The 19827-nt window shown below is 70.7% G+C and carries 17 protein-coding genes and 1 riboswitch; of the genes, 12 read left to right on the forward strand and 5 right to left on the reverse strand.

The annotated features are described in order from the left end of the window. The first annotated feature begins 2 nt into the window (after nucleotides 1-2). Nucleotides 3-1505: a hypothetical protein gene (locus AC07VX_RS10730; protein ID WP_493164713.1), complete on the forward strand. Its 1503-nt coding sequence runs from the start codon at nucleotides 3-5 to the stop codon at nucleotides 1503-1505. Then, nucleotides 1506-2729, forward strand: coding sequence for an MFS transporter (locus AC07VX_RS10735; RefSeq protein ID WP_493164714.1), 1224 nt, complete (start codon nucleotides 1506-1508; stop codon nucleotides 2727-2729). On the opposite strand, the gene AC07VX_RS10740 is transcribed toward AC07VX_RS10735, so the two are convergent. Continuing rightward, entirely contained in the window at nucleotides 2719-3720 is a 1002-nt protein-coding gene (locus tag AC07VX_RS10740; RefSeq protein WP_493164715.1) for an aldo/keto reductase, read from the reverse strand. The genes AC07VX_RS10735 and AC07VX_RS10740 overlap by 11 nt on opposite strands. A 155-nt stretch (nucleotides 3721-3875) precedes the next feature. Here AC07VX_RS10740 and AC07VX_RS10745 point away from each other — a divergent pair, with 155 nt between their 5' ends. The 4 genes from AC07VX_RS10745 to metF all read left to right on the forward strand — a co-directional run bounded on the left by AC07VX_RS10745 (nucleotide 3876) and on the right by metF (nucleotide 7945). Next, complete coding sequence (locus AC07VX_RS10745; protein ID WP_493164716.1) at nucleotides 3876-4775, forward strand: AraC family transcriptional regulator; 900 nt, start codon at nucleotides 3876-3878, stop codon at nucleotides 4773-4775. A gap of 10 nt (nucleotides 4776-4785) precedes the next feature. Next, nucleotides 4786-4863: riboswitch (S-adenosyl-L-homocysteine riboswitch) on the forward strand. Between the two features lie 81 nt (nucleotides 4864-4944). Then, on the forward strand, nucleotides 4945-6363 hold the full coding sequence (gene ahcY / locus AC07VX_RS10750; protein ID WP_493164717.1) for an adenosylhomocysteinase: 1419 nt from the start codon (nucleotides 4945-4947) through the stop codon (nucleotides 6361-6363). A gap of 5 nt (nucleotides 6364-6368) precedes the next feature. Continuing rightward, a complete protein-coding gene (locus tag AC07VX_RS10755; protein WP_493164718.1) occupies nucleotides 6369-7115 on the forward strand; it encodes a TlyA family RNA methyltransferase in 747 nt (248 codons plus the stop codon). Beyond that, on the forward strand, nucleotides 7112-7945 hold the full coding sequence (metF, locus tag AC07VX_RS10760) for a methylenetetrahydrofolate reductase [NAD(P)H] (protein WP_493164719.1): 834 nt from the start codon (nucleotides 7112-7114) through the stop codon (nucleotides 7943-7945). The genes AC07VX_RS10755 and metF overlap by 4 nt, the downstream gene beginning before the upstream one ends. 6 nt (nucleotides 7946-7951) lie before the next feature. Here the strand turns inward: metF and AC07VX_RS10765 are convergent, their stop codons facing one another. Then, complete coding sequence (locus tag AC07VX_RS10765; protein ID WP_493164720.1) at nucleotides 7952-8842, reverse strand: LysR family transcriptional regulator; 891 nt, start codon at nucleotides 8840-8842, stop codon at nucleotides 7952-7954. A 116-nt stretch (nucleotides 8843-8958) separates the two neighbouring features. On the opposite strand from AC07VX_RS10765, the gene AC07VX_RS10770 reads away from it, so the two are divergent. The 4 genes from AC07VX_RS10770 (at nucleotide 8959) to AC07VX_RS10785 (ending at nucleotide 12998) form a co-directional block, all read left to right on the forward strand. After that, nucleotides 8959-9336 (forward strand): cupin domain-containing protein, encoded by a 378-nt coding sequence (locus tag AC07VX_RS10770; protein WP_493164721.1) that lies wholly within the window; start codon nucleotides 8959-8961, stop codon nucleotides 9334-9336. Between the two features lie 189 nt (nucleotides 9337-9525). Beyond that, nucleotides 9526-10134 carry an OmpW/AlkL family protein gene (locus AC07VX_RS10775; protein ID WP_493164722.1) on the forward strand — a complete coding sequence of 203 codons (609 nt, stop codon included), beginning with the start codon at nucleotides 9526-9528 and terminating at the stop codon, nucleotides 10132-10134. 85 nt (nucleotides 10135-10219) lie between these two features. Continuing rightward, on the forward strand, nucleotides 10220-12517 hold the full coding sequence (locus AC07VX_RS10780; protein WP_493164723.1) for a TonB-dependent receptor plug domain-containing protein: 2298 nt from the start codon (nucleotides 10220-10222) through the stop codon (nucleotides 12515-12517). 19 nt (nucleotides 12518-12536) lie between these two features. Further along, a complete protein-coding gene (locus tag AC07VX_RS10785; RefSeq protein ID WP_493164724.1) occupies nucleotides 12537-12998 on the forward strand; it encodes a low molecular weight protein-tyrosine-phosphatase in 462 nt (153 codons plus the stop codon). Nucleotides 12999-13005: 7 nt separating this feature from the next. Here AC07VX_RS10785 and AC07VX_RS10790 read toward each other — a convergent pair whose 3' ends face one another. Next, nucleotides 13006-14046 (reverse strand): methyltransferase, encoded by a 1041-nt coding sequence (locus AC07VX_RS10790; protein ID WP_493164725.1) that lies wholly within the window; start codon nucleotides 14044-14046, stop codon nucleotides 13006-13008. A 23-nt stretch (nucleotides 14047-14069) separates the two neighbouring features. On the opposite strand from AC07VX_RS10790, the gene AC07VX_RS10795 reads away from it, so the two are divergent. Then, the gene (locus AC07VX_RS10795; RefSeq protein ID WP_493164726.1) at nucleotides 14070-15077 is read left to right on the forward strand and encodes a LysR family transcriptional regulator; all 1008 of its coding nucleotides are present in this window, start codon (nucleotides 14070-14072) and stop codon (nucleotides 15075-15077) included. 10 nt (nucleotides 15078-15087) lie between these two features. On the opposite strand, the gene AC07VX_RS10800 is transcribed toward AC07VX_RS10795, so the two are convergent. Next, a complete protein-coding gene (locus AC07VX_RS10800) occupies nucleotides 15088-16050 on the reverse strand; it encodes a tripartite tricarboxylate transporter substrate binding protein (RefSeq protein ID WP_493164727.1) in 963 nt (320 codons plus the stop codon). Nucleotides 16051-16261: 211 nt separating this feature from the next. Between AC07VX_RS10800 and AC07VX_RS10805 the strand changes: the two genes are divergently transcribed. After that, nucleotides 16262-18517, forward strand: coding sequence for a WD40/YVTN/BNR-like repeat-containing protein (locus AC07VX_RS10805; protein ID WP_493164728.1), 2256 nt, complete (start codon nucleotides 16262-16264; stop codon nucleotides 18515-18517). Here AC07VX_RS10805 and pepQ read toward each other — a convergent pair. Continuing rightward, on the reverse strand, nucleotides 18507-19826 hold the full coding sequence (gene pepQ / locus AC07VX_RS10810; RefSeq protein ID WP_493164729.1) for a Xaa-Pro dipeptidase: 1320 nt from the start codon (nucleotides 19824-19826) through the stop codon (nucleotides 18507-18509). The two genes, AC07VX_RS10805 and pepQ, sit on opposite strands and share 11 nt — an antisense overlap. Between the last annotated feature and the right edge of the window lies 1 nt (nucleotide 19827).

Raw genomic sequence — 19827 nt, forward strand, 5'->3', positions numbered from 1 at the left:
CCATGCACCGCCTCGCCGCCCTGCTGCTGTCCACCCTCGCGCTCATGGGCGGTGCCCGGGCCGACGAGGCGGGCACGGCTGCCGCCTTCCAGAAGCTGCGCGGCAACCCCTGGCTGCTGCGCCAGTTCATGGCCAGCTTCCCCAAGGGCGGCGACCTGCACAACCACCTGGACGGCAGCATCTACGCCGAGAACATCATCCAGTGGGCGGCAGCCGACGGCAAATGCGTGGCACCCGCCACCGGGCAGATCAGCTTCCCGCCCTGCGACGCCTCGCGGCCGCCGATGAAGGACCACGCGGCCGACTCGGTGAACTACCGCCAGCTCGTCGACGCCTACTCGGTGCGCAACTACGAGCGCGGCCCGAAGTCCGGCCATGACCAGGTTTTCGACACCTTCGGCCGCTTCATCCCCGGCACGCTGGGCCGCGAAGGCGACATGCTGCGCGAGGCCACGAACCGTCGCGGCGCCGAGAACACGGTGTATCTGGAGCTGCTGCAGTCCTGGGGCATGGACAAGGCGCGGGCCGTCGCGGCCGCCGAGCCCGGCGCCTTCCGCGCCGACCGGCCGGCCGGCGACTGGGCGAACCATCCGGCCCTGCACAAGATCGTGGCCGACACGCGCATCGAGCTGGACCGCATCGAGAAGCGCTGGCGCGAGCTGTCGCACTGCGACGAGACGGCGGCCGAACCCGGCTGCGGGGTCGCCCTGCGCTACCTGGCCCAGGTCATCCGCACCTTCCCGCCGGAGCAGGTCAACGCGCAGATTGCGCTGGCCTTCCTGCTGGCGAAGGCCGACCCGCGCTGGGCGGGACTGAACCTCGTCGCGCCCGAGGACGACCCCAGCACGCTGCGCCACTACACCGAGCAGATGAGCGTCATCGGCGCCCTGGGCAAGCTCTACCCGGAGGTGAATGTCAGCCTGCATGCCGGCGAGTTCGGCTTCGGCCTGGTGCCGCCCGAGGACTTCCGCGACCACATCCGCCAGGCCCTCGCCATCGCCGGCGCCCGCCGCATCGGCCATGGCGAGTCCATCGGGCTGGAAACGGGCGCCCTCGACACGCTGCGCGACATGGCCAGGCGCGGCATCGCCGTCGAGATAAACCTGACCAGCAATGCCATCGTCCACGACCTCAAGGGCGACCAGCACCCCTTCCTGCTCTACCGCCAGTTCGGCGTGCCGACGGCCTTGTCGGCCGACGACGAGGGCGTGTTCCGCATCGACCTGACAAACGAGTACCAGCGCGCGGCGGCCACCTATCCGCAGCTGAGCTACCGCGACTTCAAGCAACTGTCGCGCAACGCCCTCCACCACGGCTTTGTCGAGGGCCAGGCCCTGCTGGCCGATACCGGCAGCGGCCGCTTCACGGCCGCCTGCGCCGGCGAACACCCCGGCCGCGACCCGCGCACGGTGCGCTGCCGCGACTTCCTCGCCGCCAACACCAAGGCCCGCCTGCAATGGGACCTGGAAGCGCGCTTCGCCCGCTTCGAAAGCCAGGCCCGCTGAATGCTTCTTGACGTCGGCCCGCTGCGCCGCAACACCGCTTTCCGACGCCTCTTCGCCAGCCAGTTCATCTCGGGCCTGGGCACCATGGTCAGCTATGTGGCCGTGCCCTGGCAGCTCTACGAGCTGACCCGCTCCAACGCCCAGGTCGGCCTGCTGGGCCTGGTCCAGCTGATCCCGGTCGTCGTCTGCGGCCTGCTCGGCGGCGCAGTGGCGGACCGGGTGGACCGCAAGCGGCTGCTGATCGCCTCCGAAGCGCTAATGGCCCTGTGCCTGGCCGGGCTGCTGACGAATGCGCTGCGCGCCGCGCCCGACGTGCTGGTCATCTACGTGCTGGTGGCCGTGCTGCAGGGCGCCAGCGGTTTCCACCGCCCGGCGCTGGAGGCTCTGACGCAGAAGCTGGCGCGGCCCGAGGAGTTCGCCGCCGTGGCGGCGCTGTCCTCGGTGCGCGGCACGGTGGGCATGGTGGCGGGGCCGGCGCTGGCGGGCCTGCTGCTCGCCAGGTGGGGCGCGGTCGGAGCCTATGTCTTCGACTTCGCGACCTTCATCGCCGCACTGCTCTTCATCGCCCGCATCCCGCGCGAGGCCATCGGCAGGCTGGACGCCGCCGGCGAGCGCCCGCACCTGCTGGCCGACCTCGCCGAAGGCCTGCGCTTCGCCTGGGTGCGGCCCGAGCTGATGGGCACCTACATCGTCGATATCGTCGCGATGGCCTTCGCTTTTCCCGTGGCGCTGTTCCCGGCCATGGCGGCGGCGGACGGGCGCACCGAATCGGTGGGCTGGCTGCTGTCGGCGATGTCGGTGGGCGCGCTCGTCATCGGCCTGTTCAGCGGCTGGACGGGCAAGGTTTCGCGCCATGGCCGCGCCGTCGTCGTCGCGGCGGCCGTGTGGGCCATCGGCATCGTCGCGCTGGGCTTCGCGCCCAGCCTGACGCTGGGCCTCGCATGCCTGGCCGTGGCGGGCGCGGCCGACATGGTCAGCGGCGTGTTCCGCGGCACGATCTGGAACGAAACCATCCCCAACACGCTGCGCGGGCGGCTGGCCGGCATCGAGATGATCAGCTACCTGACCGGCCCGCTGATCGGCAATGCGCGGGCCGGCTTCATGGCCGATGCCTGGGGCGTGCCGGCGGCCATCTGGATCGGCGGCGCGATCTGCCTGGCCGGCGTCGTCGCGACGGGTTTCCTGCTGCCGCGCTTCTGGGCCTACCGCAGCACTACACGTTGAGCGCCCCCATCTGCGCCGCCGGGTAGCGCGTGCCGGCCACGGCGTGCACCGCCAGCAAGGTCTCGATCTGGTCGCGCTGGCCGGCATCGAGCACGATGCGCGCGGCGGCCGCGTTCTCGTCCAGGCGGGCGGCGCTGCGCGTGCCGGGGATGGGCACGATGTTGTCACTGCGGCCGAGCAGCCAGGCCAGGGCCAGCTGGGCCGGCGTGTGGCCCCATTGCTTCGCAAGCGTGGACAGCGAATCGGCCAGCGCCAGGTTGTGATCCAGGTTCCCGCCCTGGAAGCGCGGATGCATGCGGCGGCGGTCGTCGGGGGCCAGCTGCTCGGCCGAGCGGATGGCACCGGTCAGGAAGCCGCGGCCCAGCGGGCTGTAGGGCACCAGCGCAATGCCCAGCTCGCGGCAGGTCGGCAGGATCTCGGCCTCGACGTCGCGGCTCCACAGCGAATACTCGGTCTGCACGGCGGCGATGGGGTGTACCGCGTGGGCGCGGCGGATGGTGGCGGCCGAGGCTTCGGACAGTCCCAGATGCCCGACCTTGCCGGCCCGGACCAGCTCGGCCATCGCGCCCACCGTTTCCTCGATGGCCACGGTCTTGTCGACGCGATGCTGGTAGTACAGGTCGATGCGGTCCACGCCCAGGCGCTCCAGGCTCGCGTCGCAGGCCTCGCGCACATAGGCCGGGCTGCCGTCGATGCGCAGCACCGTGCCGTCGGACGCGCGCACATTGCCGAACTTGGTCGCGATGACCACCTCGCTGCGGCGCCCGGCCAGCAGCCGGGACAGCAGGCGTTCGTTGGCACCCACGCCGTACATGTCGGCCGTGTCGAGGAAGTTGATGCCGATGTCCAGCGCATGGTTCAGCACGGCGAGCGACTGGGCATCGTCAGCCGGACCGTAGAAATCGGACATGCCCATGCAGCCCAGGCCCAGGGCCGAGACTTCGGGGCCCTGGCCGCCGAGGCGGCGGCGGGGCAGTTGCGGTTGCGTCATGGCGAACTCCTTGAACGAATGATCGAAAGCGATGCCGAGAGCTTAGGAAGCCAGGCCGTCCTCGCCCAGCACAAAGCTGGCGCAAGCTTGCCCGATCCTCCGAGCCAAAGCCCCGGACGCGCCAGGCCAAGCGCAGCGTTTGCACAATCGCCCGCATGCCCAACGACGACAACCTGCAGGCCCTGCGCGAGCGCACCATCGCCGCCGCTCTGGCCCGCGCGCCCGGCGACGGCCTGCATGCGACCGCCCTGCCCTGGCTGCGGCTGATCCGCGCCAGCGCCCCGGCCAAAGCCCTGCCGGCAGTCTACGAACCCGGCCTCGTGCTGGTGCTGCAGGGGCGCAAACGCGCGGAGCTGGGCGCGCGCGTGGTGCACTACGACGCAATGCAATGCCTGGTCGTGCCCATGACCATGCTGCCGCGCGGCCAGGTGATCGAGGCCAGCCCGGCCGCGCCTTATGTCTGCGTGCGCCTGAGCTGCGAAACGCAGGCGTTGGCCGAACTGCTGCTGGACGGTGATGCGCGGCCCGACGACGGCGACGCCGGCCTGCATGTCGCCCCTGTCACCGCACCCTTGCTGGACGCCGCCCTGCGCCTGCTGCAGTTGCTGGACAGTCCGCAGGATCTGAAGACGCTGGCGCCGCTGGTGCAGCGAGAGATCCTCTACCGCGTGCTGACCGGGCCGCTGGGTCCGCGACTGCGCACGCTGGCCCAGGGCGACGGCGTCGCGCGCCGGCTCAACCGCGTCATCGAACAGCTGACGCGCCGCTTCGCCGAGCCACTGTCCATCGACGAGTTGGCCGCCCTTGCCCACATGAGCCCATCGACCCTGCACCTGCGCTTCAAGCAGCTGACGGCGCTCTCGCCGCTGCAGTTCCAGAAGCAGATGCGGCTGCAGCAGGCGCGCCGCCTGATGCTGGGCGACGGCCTGGACGCCGCCAGCGCCGCCCACCGGGTCGGCTACGAGAGCCCTTCCCAGTTCAGCCGTGAATACCGTCGCCTCTTCGGCGCCCCGCCGCGCGAGGACATCTCGCTTCTGCGCAGCGCGGGCGGGTAGAATGTCGCCTCCTTCCGAGGAGCGTTGCAACCTCACACATTGAGGCCAGGCTCGGAAGTTCAGCCCCCTGCAACTGCGCTCACCCGCTGGCCGACCGTGCCTGGGTGAGGATTGATCTCCCCTCGCACCGTCATCGCCAGCGGCTTCATTCGCTTGAAGGAGCCCGCTCATGACCGCCAACCTCCCCGCCCATATCGTCAAGGACCTGTCGCTGGCCGACTGGGGCCGCAAGGAAATCAAGATCGCCGAGCACGAGATGCCGGCGCTGATGGCCATCCGCAAGGAATACGCGGCCAGCCAGCCGCTCAAGGGCGCACGCGTCACCGGCTCGCTGCACATGACGATCCAGACGGCCGTGCTGGTCGAGACCCTGCAGGCCCTGGGTGCTGAAGTGCGCTGGGCCTCGTGCAACATTTTCTCCACGCAGGACCACGCCGCTGCCGCGCTGGCCGCCGTCGGCACGCCGGTATTCGCCTACAAGGGCGAGACGCTGGAGGACTACTGGGACTACACCCACCGCATCTTCGAGTTCGCCGGCAAGGGCGAGCCGGGCGAAGGCCCCAACATGATCCTGGACGACGGCGGCGACGCGACGCTGCTGATGCACCTGGGCCAGAAGGCCGAGAAGGATCTGTCCGTGCTGGCCAACCCCGGCAGCGAGGAGGAGCGCATCCTGTTCGCCGCCATCCGCAAGAAGGTCGCCGAGGACGGCAGCTGGTACACGCGCAAGAGCGCCGAGATCATCGGCGTGACGGAAGAGACCACCACGGGCGTGCACCGCCTGAAGGAAATGTCCGCCAGGGGCACGCTGCTGTTCCGCGCCATCAACGTCAACGACTCCGTCACCAAAAGCAAGTTCGACAACCTCTACGGCTGCCGTGAGAGCCTGGTGGACGGCATCAAGCGCGCCACCGACGTGATGGTGGCCGGCAAGATCGCCGTCGTGGCCGGCTACGGCGACGTGGGCAAGGGCTCGGCCCAGGCGCTGCGCGCGCTGTCGGCCCAGGTCTGGGTCACCGAGATCGACCCCATCTGCGCGCTGCAGGCCGCGATGGAGGGCTACCGCGTCGTGACGATGGAATACGCGCAGGACAAGGCCGACATCTTCGTGACGACCACCGGCAACAAGAACGTCATCCGCCACGAGCACATGCTGGCGATGAAGAACAACGCCATCGTCTGCAACATCGGCCACTTCGACAACGAGATCGAGGTCGCGGCGCTCGAAAAGTACGAGTGGGAAGAGATCAAGCCGCAGGTCGACCACGTCATCTTCCCGGACGGCAAGCGCATCATCCTGCTGGCCAAGGGCCGCCTCGTGAACCTGGGCTGCGGCACGGGCCACCCGAGCTATGTGATGAGCTCCTCGTTCGCCAACCAAACCATCGCCCAGATCGAGCTCTACGCCCACAAGGACGCCTACGACATCGGCAAGGTCTACGTGCTGCCCAAGCACCTGGACGAGAAGGTGGCGCGCCTGCAGCTGTCCACGCTGAACGCCCAGCTGACCGAGCTGACCGAGGAGCAGGCCGCCTACATCGGCGTGCCCAAGGCCGGCCCCTACAAGCCCGATACGTATCGCTATTAAGGCCGATGCGCGCTGACCAGCTCCTCGTCGCCCAAGGCCTGGCGCCCACGCGCTCGGCCGCGCAGCGGCTCATCCAGCACGGCGTGGCCGAATGGGCCTCGCCCACCGGCTGGGCCGCGCTGAAGAAAGCCGGCGAGGACCTGCCCGAGACGGCCCAGCTGCGCGTCACCGACGACGCCGAGCTGCGCTACGTCTCGCGCGGCGGGCTCAAGCTGGAAGGCGCCCTCGCCCACGTCAAGACCGACGTGAAGGCCATCACCGTGCTCGACGTGGGCCAGAGCACCGGCGGCTTCACCGACTGCCTGCTGGCCCAGGGCGCGCGTCATGTCGTCGGCGTGGACGTCGGCCACGGCCAGTTGCACGAGCGGCTCAAGGGCGATGCCCGCGTGACGGCGCTGGAAGGCACCCATGTGCGCGAGCTCGACAGCCTGCGCCCGCACGCGCCCACCGGTGGCTTCCCGCTCATCGTCGGCGACCTGAGCTTCATCTCCATGGTGGGCAGCCTGCCCGAGCTGCTGCCCTGGCTGGAGGCGCACGGCCACCTGCTGGTGCTGATCAAGCCGCAGTTCGAGCTGGGCCCGCAGGCGCTGGACAAGCGCGGTCTGGTCAAGGACGAGGCCGACTATCCCCGCCTCGAAGCCCGCGTGCGCCTGGCCTGCACGGCGTTAGGCCTGAAGGTGCTGGACTACTTCGACAGCCCCATCACCGGCGGTGATGGCAACCGCGAATTCTTCTTGTGGGCGTCCCGATGACAACCCCTGTCTCCTTCGAATTCTTCCCCCCCAACACCCCGGTCGGTGTCGAGAAGCTCAAGACCGTCGTGCAGGAGCTGGGCGCGCTCAAGCCCCAGTACTTCAGCGTCACCTACGGCGCCGGTGGCTCCACGCGCGACAAGACGCTCAGCGCGGTGATGGACATCGCCGCCGCCGGCTTCGAGGCGGCGCCGCACCTGAGCTGCGTGGGCTCCACGCGTGAGGGCATCGCCGAGATCCTGTCCACCTACCGGGCCAGGAACATCCACCGCGTCGTCGCGCTGCGCGGCGACCTGCCCAGCGGCACGGCCACAGCGGGCGAGTTCCGCTACGCGTCGGAGCTGGTCAGCTTCATCCGCGAGACGCAAGGCGAGGACTGGCACATCGAGGTGGCCGCCTACCCCGAGGTCCACCCCCAGCAGCGCTACGCCGCCAAGGACCTGCAGCACTTCGCCGACAAGATGAAGGCGGGCGCCGACGGCGCGATCACGCAGTTCTTCTTCAACGCCGACGCCTATTTCCACTTCGTCGACGAGGCCCGCAAGCTGGGCGTCACCCAGCCCATCGTGCCGGGCATCATGCCCTTCCACAACTACGGCCGCATCGCCCAGTTCGCACAGCGCGACGGCATCGACATCCCGCGCTGGGTGCAGATGAAGATGGAAGGATTCATGGACGACGCCGCCAGCATCCGCGCCTTCGGCCTGGACGTCATCACGCGGCTGTGCGAGCGCCTCATCGACGGCGGCGCGCCGGGCATCCACTTCTACACGCTGAACCAGAGCGCGCTGACGCTGGAGCTCTGCAAGCGCCTCGGTCTGGGGCGCTGAGCCGCCTCAGCCCCGCTTCATCGCCGCCAAGGCCTCCAGCAGCACGCGCACCCGCGGCGGTTGCATGCGCGCCGTAGGCATGACGACGCTGATCGGCATGGCCGCCGGCCGGCAGGCCTGCAGCACTTCCACGAGCGCACCACTGGCCAGCCCGTCTGCCGCGATGTTGTCGGGCACTTGGGCCAGTCCCAGGCCCTGCACCGCGGCGGCCACGAGGCCCTCGCCATCGTTCACCTCCACGGCCGGCTCGGGCAGCAACGTCACCACCTGGCGGCCGCTGCGGAATTGCCAGGGGCGCTGCCGGCCGGTGCTCGGCAGGCGAAACACGACGGCCGCATGACCAGCCAGCTGGTCCACGCGCTCGGGCCGCCCCCGCGCTGCGAGATAGGCCGGGCTGGCCACCAGCACCAGGTGCTGCTCGTCGAAGCGCCGCGCGACGAGGCGCGAGTCCTGCAGCTCGCCGACACGCACCGCGGCGTCCAGGCCGTCGCGGATCAGGTCGGCATAGCTGTCCTGCAGGCGCAGGTCCAGGCGCAACTCGGGGTGCCGGCGCAGCAGCTCCGCCAGCACCGGCATCAGCACCTTGCGGCCGTAGGTGATGGGCGCGTCGATGCGCAGCACGCCGCCCACCGTCGCACGCGTGCCGGCGGCCTCGGCCTGCAGGTCGTCCAGCTCGGCCAGCACGCGCTCGCAGCGGCGGAACAGGCGCTCGCCGTCCGGCGTCAGCGACACCTGGCGCGTCGTGCGATGAAAGAGCCGAACGCCCAGCGAGGCTTCCAGCCGCGCCACGCTCTTGGCGATGGTGGAGGGCGTGCCGCCGAGGTCGCGCGCGGCCGCGGCGAAGCTGCCGCGACGAGCCGTCTGGGCAAAGGCAATGAGCGGCTGCAGTCCCTGCATGGCAGACCTCGATTAAGGAATTTCTTTCGGCAATGTTATTCATCTCACGCCTCTTCACGGTCTAGTCATCGGCCCGGACACTGCGACTCCCTTCTCTCGAACCGCACGGAGTCTTCATGTATGTCCTTGAACAATCCCCTCCCCAACTGACCGAGCTGCCGGGCGTCGCCCATGCCACCTGGGCCGGCGCGCCGGAAGGCTTGCAGCAGCTCTCCGTCTGGCGCCAGAGCATGGCCCCCGGCTGCGCCACGCCGCCGCATATGCACGACTGCGACGAGGTCGTGTTCTGCCTGGCCGGCAACGGCGAGGTGCATGTGGACGGCCAGGCGCTGCGCTTCGACGCCAGCCAGCTGCTGGTGCTGCCCGGCGGCCGGCCCCACCAGATCTTCAATACCGGCAGCGTGCCGCTGGAGACGCTGGCGGTGTTCGGCCAGACGCCGGCGCCGACACGCTGGCCGGACGGCCGCGAGCTGCAACTGCCCTGGCGCAGCTGAGGCGGTGGCGGGGCGGCCGCGCTGTTGCGCGGAGCCCCAAGCAATCTGGCCCGAGATTGACCCAGCACAAAGCCACACCGCCTCCGCGGGCAGGGCGGCGCGACCATGTTGCGCTGCATCAAATTCGCCGGAGGACGCCCGGCGTGGAATGACTCCATCGGGGCGCCGCCCCATTCACAGGAGCCATCCATGTTCAAGCAAGTTCCCGCCCTCGTCGCCGTTCTCGCCGCCCTGGCCGCCCCGCTGGCCCAGGCCGACGAAGGCCCCCTGCTGGTGCGCGTGCGCGCCCTGCATCTCGACTCGGCCAACAAGGACAGCACGGGCCTGGGCCTGTCGATCAACAACAAGACCTTCCCCGAGATCGACTTCAGCTACTTCATCGCTCCGAACATCGCGGCCGAGCTGATCCTGACCTATCCGCAGAAGCAGCGCCTGTACTCCAACGGCGCCGAGATCGGCTCGCTCAAGCACCTGCCGCCGACGCTGACGCTGCAGTACCACTTCAACCCGACCGGCACCGTGCGCCCCTACGTCGGCGCCGGCGTGAACTACACCAACTTCTCGTCGGTCGAGTTCGCTCCCGCCGTGGCCGCGGCACTGAAGCCCGGCATCAAGCACAACAGCTTCGGCGCGGCCTTCCAGATCGGTGCCGACGTCGAGATCACCAAGGGCACCTACCTGAACTTCGACCTGAAGAAGGTTCAGCTCGGCACGACCGTTTACTCCAACGGTGCGTCTGCCGGCAAGTTCAAGGTCAACCCGACGCTGGCCAGCGTGGGTCTGGGCTGGCGCTTCTGACGCCCAAGCGCCCATAACTTCCGCTCATGTAAATGAGCGCTTTACGTGAGCGGGCGTAACGGCCCAGCCAGCAGAATGCGCGGCCATGAGCCGCCTCCTCCTCGCGCTGGCCGCGCTGTGTGCCTGCGCTGTCAGCGCGGCCCAGACGCCCGCTCCCCCGAAGCCCCCGGCCGCCGCCAGCGCCCCCGCTGCGGCGGCCAGCGGCGTGGCCAACCGGCTGGACCGCGTCGAGGTCAGCAGCGGCCCCACGGCCAACAGCCGCCGCCGCAACAGCACGGCCAGCAAGATCGTCATCGAGCGCGAGGACCTGGACCGTTATGGCGATACCGTGCTGGGCGACGTGCTGCGCCGCCTGCCCGGCGTGACCCTCGGCGGCCGCCCAGGCCGCGGTGGCGACATCCGCATGCGCGGCCTGGGCGCCGGCTTCACGCAGATCCTCGTCGACGGGGAGCGCGCCCCCGCCGGCTTCGCGGTGGAAGACCTGCCGCCCGACCAGGTCGAGCGCATCGAGATCTACCGCGCCCCCACCGCCGAGACCGGCGCACGGGCCATCGCCGGCACCATCAACATCATCCTGCGCGAGCCGCTGCAGAAGGCCAACCACGAGCTGCGCTTCACGCTGGGCCGGGACCGCGGCGAGCCGCAGGCCGACTTCAGCTGGACGCGCAACCTCAAGTGGGGCGGGCCGAACGGCGACGAGTTCGTCGGCGCCATGTCCACCAACGGCGGCCTGCACCGGCGCTTCAACAACATCGACTCGCACAACCGCGTGGTCGACACCGATACCGGCCAGGTGCTCAATGAAACCGTGCAACAGGGCACGAGCGTCGGCAACAGCGCGAACCTCAACGGCAATGCGCGCCTGCGCTGGAAATACAGCGACACGCTGAGCTTCAACCTCGCGCCCTTCTTCGCGCTGTCGCAGAACGAGGGCCACAGCCAGAACAACGCCGTGGGCTTCACGCGCTTTCGCGACGTCAACAGCGACTTCGACGGCCGCATGCACAACCTGCGCCTCAACCTGTCGGCCAACTGGCGCCCCCAGCCGGGCGAAAGCTGGGACTTCCGCCTGGGCCGCGGCGGCTTCAAGAACACCAGCAACAGCCAGCGCCGCGAAAGCCTGAAGGACGTCGGCGTGGACCTGCAGCGCGTGCAGGACGATCACAACGTCACCGACGAAGACCAGACCAGCCTGGGCGCCAAGTGGAGCCTCAAGACCGCCCAGGAGCACCAGTGGGTGAGCGGCGTCGAGGGCGAGCAGAGCCGCCGCAGCCAGGTGCGCCGCACGCTCGTCGACGGTGTCGAGTCCCTCGCGCTGCAGAAGTTCGGCGACACGCTGGGCTCGCGCAACCAGCGCTTGGCCGGCTACACGCAGGACGAGTGGAGCCCGAGCAAGCAATGGTCGGTCTACGCGGGCATCCGCTACGAGCGCATCGAGACCCGCGCCGACGGCAGCGGCCTGATGCCCGACACGCGCAACGTGTCCCAGGTCACCTCGCCGCTCTTCCACCTGCTCTGGAAGCCCGAGTCGATGCCCAAGGACCAGGTGCGCCTGAGCCTCACGCGCAGCTACCGCTCGCCCAACCTCAACGACCTGATCGCCCGACCCACCATCAACACCACCTACCCTACCGGCCCTAACCTGCCCACCTATGCCGACCGCGCCGGCAACCCCGACCTCAAGCCCGAACTCGCCACCGGCGTGGACCTGAGCCTGGAGCACTGGCTGCCCACCGGCGGCATCGTGTCGGGCAGCGCCTTCGTGCGCGACATCAAGAGCCTGATCCGCAGCCGGCTGGAGCTGGAGACCGTGCCCTGGGACGCATCGCCGCGCTGGGTCAGCCGCCCGCGCAACATGGAAGGCGCCCGCACCATGGGGGTGGAGTTCGAGGTCAAGGCCCGGCTGGACGAGGTCTGGGAAGACGCGCCGCCCGAGTGGCAGTTGCTGCTGCTGCGCTTCAACGTCGCCGTGTTCGACAGCAAGGTCAGGGGCATCCCCGGCGCCAACGCGCGGCTCGACCAGCAGCCGCGCGGCAGCCTGAACTTCGGCCTGGACCACCGCTGGAAGGCGCTGGGCCAGAACTTCGGCAGCGGCTTCAACTTCAACTACGTGCCGGCCAGCCGCGTGCAGCAGACCGAAAACCTGCGGCGCGAGGAAACCGCCCGCCGCCAGTTCGACGCCTACCTGTCCTGGGCCAGCGGCTCGGTGCGCGACGGCATCAACTGGCGGCTGTCACTGGCCAACCTGTTGCCGCGCGATGCGCAGGTCGCGTCCGAGGCGGTCAACGTCGACACGCTGACCGGCCACACGCTGGTGACCGACAGCTGGTCGCGCAACAAGACCTTCCGCGTGATCTCGCTGCGCGCCGACCTGCGCTTCTAGCCCGTCCGAGAATGCGGCCATGACGCGCCGCATCCTCTTCTTCTGCATGGGCAACATCTGCCGCAGCCCCACGGCCGAGGGCGTCATGCGCGCCAAGCTGGCCGCGGCCGGGCTGGACGTGGCCGTGGACTCGGCAGGCACGCACGACTACCACGTCGGCGCCCCGCCCGACGAACGCACCCAGGAACACGCGGCCCGCCGCGGCTACGACCTGAGCCCGCTGCGGGCGCGGCAGCTGGTGGCGGAGGACTTCAGCCGCTTCGACCTCGTGCTGGCCATGGACGGCGACAACATCGCCCGCGCCGAGCAGCTGTGCCCGCCGCGCGAACGCCACCGGCTGAAGCTGCTGCTGGACTACGCCCCGCAGGCCGGCCGGCGGCATGTCCCCGACCCCTACTACGGCGGCGAGGCGGGCTTCGAGGCCGTGCTGGACCTGGTGGAAGCCGCCTGCGACGGCCTCGTCGAGACGCTGCGGCGCTGAGCGCCGGCTAACACCGCGCCACCGCCTCGATCACCGAGAAGGCCGCCGCGGCGGGCAGCAGGCGGCGCGTCGCCAAACCCGCCGACCGCAGCAGCGCGTCGTAGTCCCCGGCCGTGCGCTCGCGGCCGCCCAGGCCGACCAGCATGTTGAGGTCGCTGCGCGTGGTGGTGCGGTGCTCGGGCCGGTCCTCCACCCGGGCCGGCATGACGCGCTCGATCACCAGCACCCGCCCTGCAGGCGCCAGCGCGTCATGGGCGCGCCGCAGGATGCGCGCCGCATCGTCGTCGTTCCAGTCGTGCAGCACGCTCTTGAGCAGCACCACGTCCACCGGCCGCGGCAGGGCCGCGAAGAAGTCGCCCGCCGTCACCGCCACGCGCCCGGCCACGCCGGCCTGCTGCAGATGAACCTGGGCGCCTGCGACCGCGTGGTCGAGATCGAACAGCACGCCGCGCAGGCCGGGCCGCGCGCGCAGCACCTCGGCCAGCAGTTCGCCATGGCCGCCGCCCAGGTCCATCACCACGCCCGAATCCGGCAAGGCGGGCGAGTCCGCCAGGTCGGCCGCCACCAGCCGCGTCAGCTCCGCCATCGAACGGTGAAACAGCTGCGCGGCCTGCGCGTCGGCGTCCAGGTGATCGAAGCCCTGCTGCCCGCGTTGACGCTGGCGCGTGCTCTGCCCGGTGCGCACGCTGCCCATCAGGTCCGACCACACGCCCCAGGCCTGCTGGGACCACCACTGCGCATGCGCGTTCAGGCTCAACGCGGCATCGCGGCGCAGCAGCTCACCGGTCGCGGTCAGGCTGCAGCAACCGTCGTCGTCGAGCCGCAGTGCGCCCAGCGCCGTCAGGCCGCGCAGCAGCCGATGCAAGGCCGATGCGTCGCAGCCGCAGGCCCCGGCCAGGGCATCGGCCCGCGTCACGCCGGACGCCACGAGGTCGGCCAGGCCCAGCCGCGCCGCCACGCCGATGGCCTGGGTAGCCCAGTTGCCGCCGATCAACTCGACCAGCTGGCGTGCGGCGGCACGCTGCTCCGAGGTTGTCAAAGTCTGCATGCTCACGGGACACTCCTTGCACGATGGACAAACTCAAGGCACTGCAATACTTCCTCGCCGCAGCGCAGACCGGCAGCCTGTCGGCCGCCGCACGCCAGCAGGACGTGAGCCTGCAGGCCGTGGCCAAGCTGGTCGGGGCGCTGGAGGCGCAGCTCGGCGCCAAGCTGTTCCAGCGCGGCAGCCGCGGGCTCAAGCTCACCGCCGACGGCCTGCAATACGCGGAGGCCTGCGCGCCGCTGCTGGCGCAGCTTCAGGCGGCCGACGACGGGCTGCGCCAGGCCCGGCAGCGCCCGCAGGGCACGCTGGTGGTGGGCGGCACGCCGTTCTTCCTGCAGCACTGCATCGTGCCGGCGCTGGCCGCGTTTCACGACAGCTACCCGGACCTGACGCTCGACCTGCGCAGCGTGCTGCACTTGGACGACGCGGCCGCGCGGGACTGCGACCTGCTGGCGCTGTACGGCTGGTTCGAGGCCGGCAGCTGGGTGCGGCGCGAACTGCCGGTGACGCCGCAGCTCACCGTGGCCACGCCCGCCTACTGGCAGCGCCACGGCATCCCGCGCCATCCGCGCGAGCTGGCCGACCACAACTGCCTGTGCTACCGCAACCCCTACGGCAAGCTGCTCGATCTGTGGCGCTATCGCCAGACGGGCTCGCAGGGCGAGGCCATCGAGCAGGTGGTCGTGCGCGGCTGGCTCCATTCCAACCACCGCGACAACCTGCTCGAACTGGCGCTCGGGGACGGCGGCGTGGTGCGGGTCTTCCAGACCAACGAGCAGCCCCATCTGGCGAGCGGCCGCCTGGTGCCGGCCCTGCTCGACTGGGAGGTGATGGACCCGCCGCCGCTGGCGCTGTACTTCCGGCCGGAGCTGCGTCGCACGCTGCGCCTGCGCGTCTTCGCGGATTTCGTCGCCGCCTGCTGCGCCGAGCAGGCCCGGCTGACTAGCGCCAAGGGACAGTCCAGCGTCGACGGCCGGCCGGCATGGCACCACGGCAGCAGCCGGCGGGCGTCGAGTTGGCTGACCCATCGCTGAGCTCCTCGGGTCAGTCGATGCTGGCGCCCGTCTCGCGGACGTACTGCACGTACTGAGCCTCCGCCTGCAGCATCAGCTCGCGGGTCTGGGCCGGCGAGCGCACGGCGCCGACGATCAGCAGCCGCTCCATCGCCTGCTTGAAGTCGTCAGTCGCCGCAGCCTGGCGCACCGCCGCAGCCAGGCGCTCGACGATCTCCGCCGGCAGCCGCGGCGGCCCGAGCACGAAGTGCGCCGTGATCAGCGGCGCTGCGGCCACGCCGGCCTCGCCCAGCGTGGGCACCGCGGGCAGTGCAGCGATGCGCTCGCCGGTGCTGCAGCCGAGCATCACCAGCCGCCCTGAGCGCACGTGCGGGGCGCTGGCACCCACCGGCAGCACTGCCGCCTGCACGCGGCTCTCCAGCAGGTCCGGCAGCAGCTGGGGCACGCCCTTGTAGGGCACGCGCTCGAGCGTGAAGCCGAGCGCGCTGGTGATCTGGCCGGCCACCATGTCCTCCGAGACGTTGTTGGCGCCGCGCATCAGCGGCAGCGCACTGGCCTTGGCGTAGCTGGCGAACTCGGCCAGCGTCCTGGCCGGCACGCTCGATGGCACCACCAGGCATTGCGTGTTGCCGCCGATGGCCGACACCGGCGAGAACTCGACGAGCGACTTGTAGGGCGACATCTTGCTGAGGTGCGGCAGCCCGGCGTTGGACGCCAGCGCGAACAGCAGGGTGTAGCCGTCGGGGGCGGCGTTCAGCACGGCGCCCGCGCCGATGCCGGTGTTGCCGCCCGGGCGGTTGTCCACCAGCACCTCCTGGCCGAGACCGGCCGTCAGGCCCTTGGCCAGCGCGCGCGCCGCGGCATCGCTCGGGCCGCCGGCGGCAATCGGCACGACCAGCCGGATCGGCCGGCTCGGGTAGGCGGGCTGCGCCGCCGCCGAGTCCGCCAGCAGCGCCAGCGCGCCGACGACGAGGGCTGTGTTCAAACGAATCATGTCGGTTCTCCTGGCTGAACGAATGAGGCGCAGTCTGACGGGAGGCGAGGCCCGTCGGAAGGCCGGGCCTGTTGTGGCTGGCCTGAACCTGCGGTTCAGTCGCACACGCCCGCCCGACGCGCCACATCCGGTTTCCACGGGTCAGCCTCTATTTGTTCGCCCGATGAACAAACTACGATGTCCAACGCTGTCAACAAGAAGAGCCGGAGACATGACCTCCATCAAACCCTGGCTGGGCGCGCTCGCGCTGGCCGCCGCGTCGGCGCTGGCCGCGCCGCCCGCGGACGCGCCATACACCTGGCGCCCGGTTGCCATCATCGGCGGCGGCTTCGTCGACGGCATCGCCTTCCACCCCGCCGTGCCCGGCCTGGCCTATGCCCGCACCGACATGGGCGGCGCCTACCGCCGCGACAGCGCCACCGGCCCCTGGCAGCCGCTGCTGGACCACCTGCCGCTGGCAGACGTGAACCTGATGGGCGTCGAGAGCCTGGCGGTGGACCCGAACGATCCCGACGCGATCTACCTCGCCTGCGGCACCTACACCAACCCCGCCGTGCCGAACGGCGCCCTGCTGCGCTCGCACGACCGCGGCCGCAGCTGGCAGCGCACCGATTTACCCTTCAAGCTGGGCGGCAACGAGGGTGGGCGAGGCAACGGCGAGCGGCTGGCCGTGGACCCCAACGACGGCCGCGTGCTCTACCTGGGCAGCCGCCTCGCCGGCCTGTGGCGCAGCGCGGATGCCGCCGCCAGCTTCCAACGCGTCGACACCTTCCCCGACGCGGCCTGGCGCCGCGACGCCTCCGACGGCCCGCCCCCCAGTTGGGGCGGCAGCGACGGCAAGGCCACGATCAACTTCATCCTCTTCGACCCGGCCAGCGGCACCCGCGGCCAGCCCAGCCGCACGATCTACGCGGGCGTGTCCGTCGTCGGCCGCCCCAGCCTGTGGGTCAGCCGCGATGCCGGCACGAGCTGGCAGCCCGTGCCAGGCGGCCCCACGCAGCACCGCCCCATGCGCGCCGCGCTGGCCGGCGACGGCCGGCTCTACATCGCGTATGCGAGCGAGCCCGGTCCGCACCGCATGACCGACGGCTCGGTGTGGCGCCTGGACCCGCCGCGCGGCACCTGGGCTGACATCACGCCCGAGCGCCCCAGCGCCGCGCAGCCCTTCGGCTATGCCACTGTCGCGGTTGACCCCAATCATCCCCAGCGCCTGCTCGCCAGCACCGCCGGCCGCGGCAAGGGCGACGAGCTGTTCCGCAGCACCGACGGCGGCACCACCTGGACCCCGCTGTTCACCACCGCGAAGTTCGACGCCGCCGGCGCACCCTACGTCGCCGATACCCATCTGCACTGGCTCTACGACGTCAAGATCAACCCCGCCGATCCCGACCACGCCCTCTTCACCACCGGCTACGGCGGCTGGGAGACGCGCGACCTGACCCAGGCCGACGCCGCCAGGCCCACGCACTGGCAGGTCATGAGTACCGGCATCGAGGAGACCGTGGCCCTGGCCCTGCACAGCCCGACGCAGGGCGTGCCGCTGGTGACGGCCATCGGCGACTACTCGGGCTTCGTGCACGCCGACCTCGACCGCCCCGCGCCCGGCAACCCCAAGCCGCCGTTCTTCGGCAACACCCACGACGTGACGGGCGCTGAAGCCGCGCCCGAGGTCATCGTGCGCATCGGCCATGCGCGCGACGGCGGCAAGAACCTCGGCTACTCGCTCGACGGCGGCACTACCTGGCATGAACCCAAGACCACCCCGCCCGTGAAGACGGGCGACGGCTTCATCGCCGTGTCGGCCGACGGCAAGGCCTGGGTCTGGACACCGAAGGGCGGCCTGCCCCACGTCAGCCATGACCGCGGCGACACCTGGACGCCGGTGCAGGGCCTGCCCGCCGGCACCCGCGTCGTCGCCGACCGCGTGAACCCGCGGCGCTTCCATGCGATGGCGCTGTTCGACGACCAGCTGTTCAGCAGTGACGACGGCGGCAGGACCTTCAGCGCCCGCCCGCTGGCACTGCCCGAGGGCGCCGTCACCCGCGCCGCGGCCGGCAGCAACAACCACAGCAACCGCGGCGACGACCGCGGCGGCCAGGACCGCCTCTACGCCACGCCCGGCCGCGAGGGCGCGCTGTGGCTGGCGGCCTTCCACGGCCTGTACCGCAAGGGCGACGGCCAAGCCTTCCGACGCCTGCCCGCCGTCGGAGAGATCCACGCCTTCGGCTTCGGCCGCGCCGCGCCCGGCGCCAGCGACCCGGCCCTCTACCTGGTCGGCACCGTCTCAGGCCGCTACGGCCTGTTCCGCTCCACCGACGGCGCCGCGAGCTGGCGGCGCATCAACGACGACGCCCACCAGTGGGGCCTGATCCTGCAGGTCAGCGGCGACCCGAAAGTGTTGGGCCGCGTCTACGTCGGCACGCACGGCCGCGGCGTGCTGTACGGCGACCCGGCCGTCAGGCCGTAGCCGCGAACGCATCGCGCGTGAGGTTCTCTGGCGCCGCGCCGCCCGCGCGGCAGGCCACGTCGTCCTCGATGCGGATGCCGCCGTAGCGCGACAGGCGCTCCACGGCTGCCCAGTCCACCTGGGCTGCGTTCTTCGACGCCCGCAGCTCGCGCAACAGCATCGGGATGAAGTACAGCCCCGGCTCGATGGTGACCACCATGCCGGCTTGCAGCGGGCGCGTGAGGCGCAGGTAGCGGTGGCCCTCGGGCTTGTCCGCCACGCCACCAGTTTCGCTGGCCATGAAGCCGCCCACGTCGTGCACCTGCAGGCCCAGCAGATGGCCGATGCCGTGCGGGAAGAAGGGCTTGGTCACGCCCTCGGCCACCATGGCCTCGTCGCTCATCTGCACGATGCTGGCCTCGCGCAGCACGCGGGCCACGCGGTGGTGGGTGCCGAGGTGAATGTCGCGGTAGTCCACGCCCTCGCGCACCTCGGCCACCAGGCCCAGCTGCTCGCGCTCCATCGCCGCGATCAGTGCAGCGAACTCGTCGTGGCCCGGCGCGACCCAGGTGCGGGTGATGTCGCTGGCGTAGCCGTTGACCTGGGCGCCGGCATCGATGAGGAAGCTGCGCGATTCGACCGGCGGGACTTCGTCCTGGTACTGGTAGTGCAGCACCGCCGCGTGTTCGTTGAGGCCGACGATGTTGGTGTAGGGCAGGTCGCGGTCGGTGTGGCCGGTGGCGAGCAGGTAGGCGCGGTGGATGCCCGCCTCGCTCTCGCCACGCAGGAAGGCGGCGCGCGCGGCGTTGTGCCCCGGCACGGCGCGGCGCTGGGCGGCACGCATCTGTTCGAGCTCGTAAGGGCTCTTCACGCCGCGGGCCCATTGCAGCAGGTTGAGCAGCGGCTCGGGGTTGTTGGGCGTCAGCCCTGGCAGTGCGGCGTCCGCTTCTCCGAGGATGGCGGTGCGCGGCGTGACGCAATCGGCCAGGGCCTTGGCGGCTTCTTCGGGCTCGCGGATGACGACCAGCTCGACAGCCTCCACCCACTCGCCGCTCGGCGCGCTGGGCGGCACATGCCAGTAGTCGTCGGGCTGGTAGTAGACGACGCGCGGCTCGCGCCCCGGCCGCACGGCAATCCACGAGTGCGGGTGGTTGGTCAGCGGCAGCCAGTGCTTGAAATGCGGGTTGGCCTGGAAGAGATAGGGCCGGTCGTCGAGGAAGGCGTACTTCTCGATGCCTGCGGCGATCAGCAGCGTGTCGTGCCCGGTGCGCTCCAGCGCGGCTTCGGCCTGGCGCTGCAGCATGGCGAGGTGGTCGAGGTAGAGGCTCATC

It is taken from the genome of Roseateles sp. GW821-FHT03B02, from assembly GCF_059421025.1.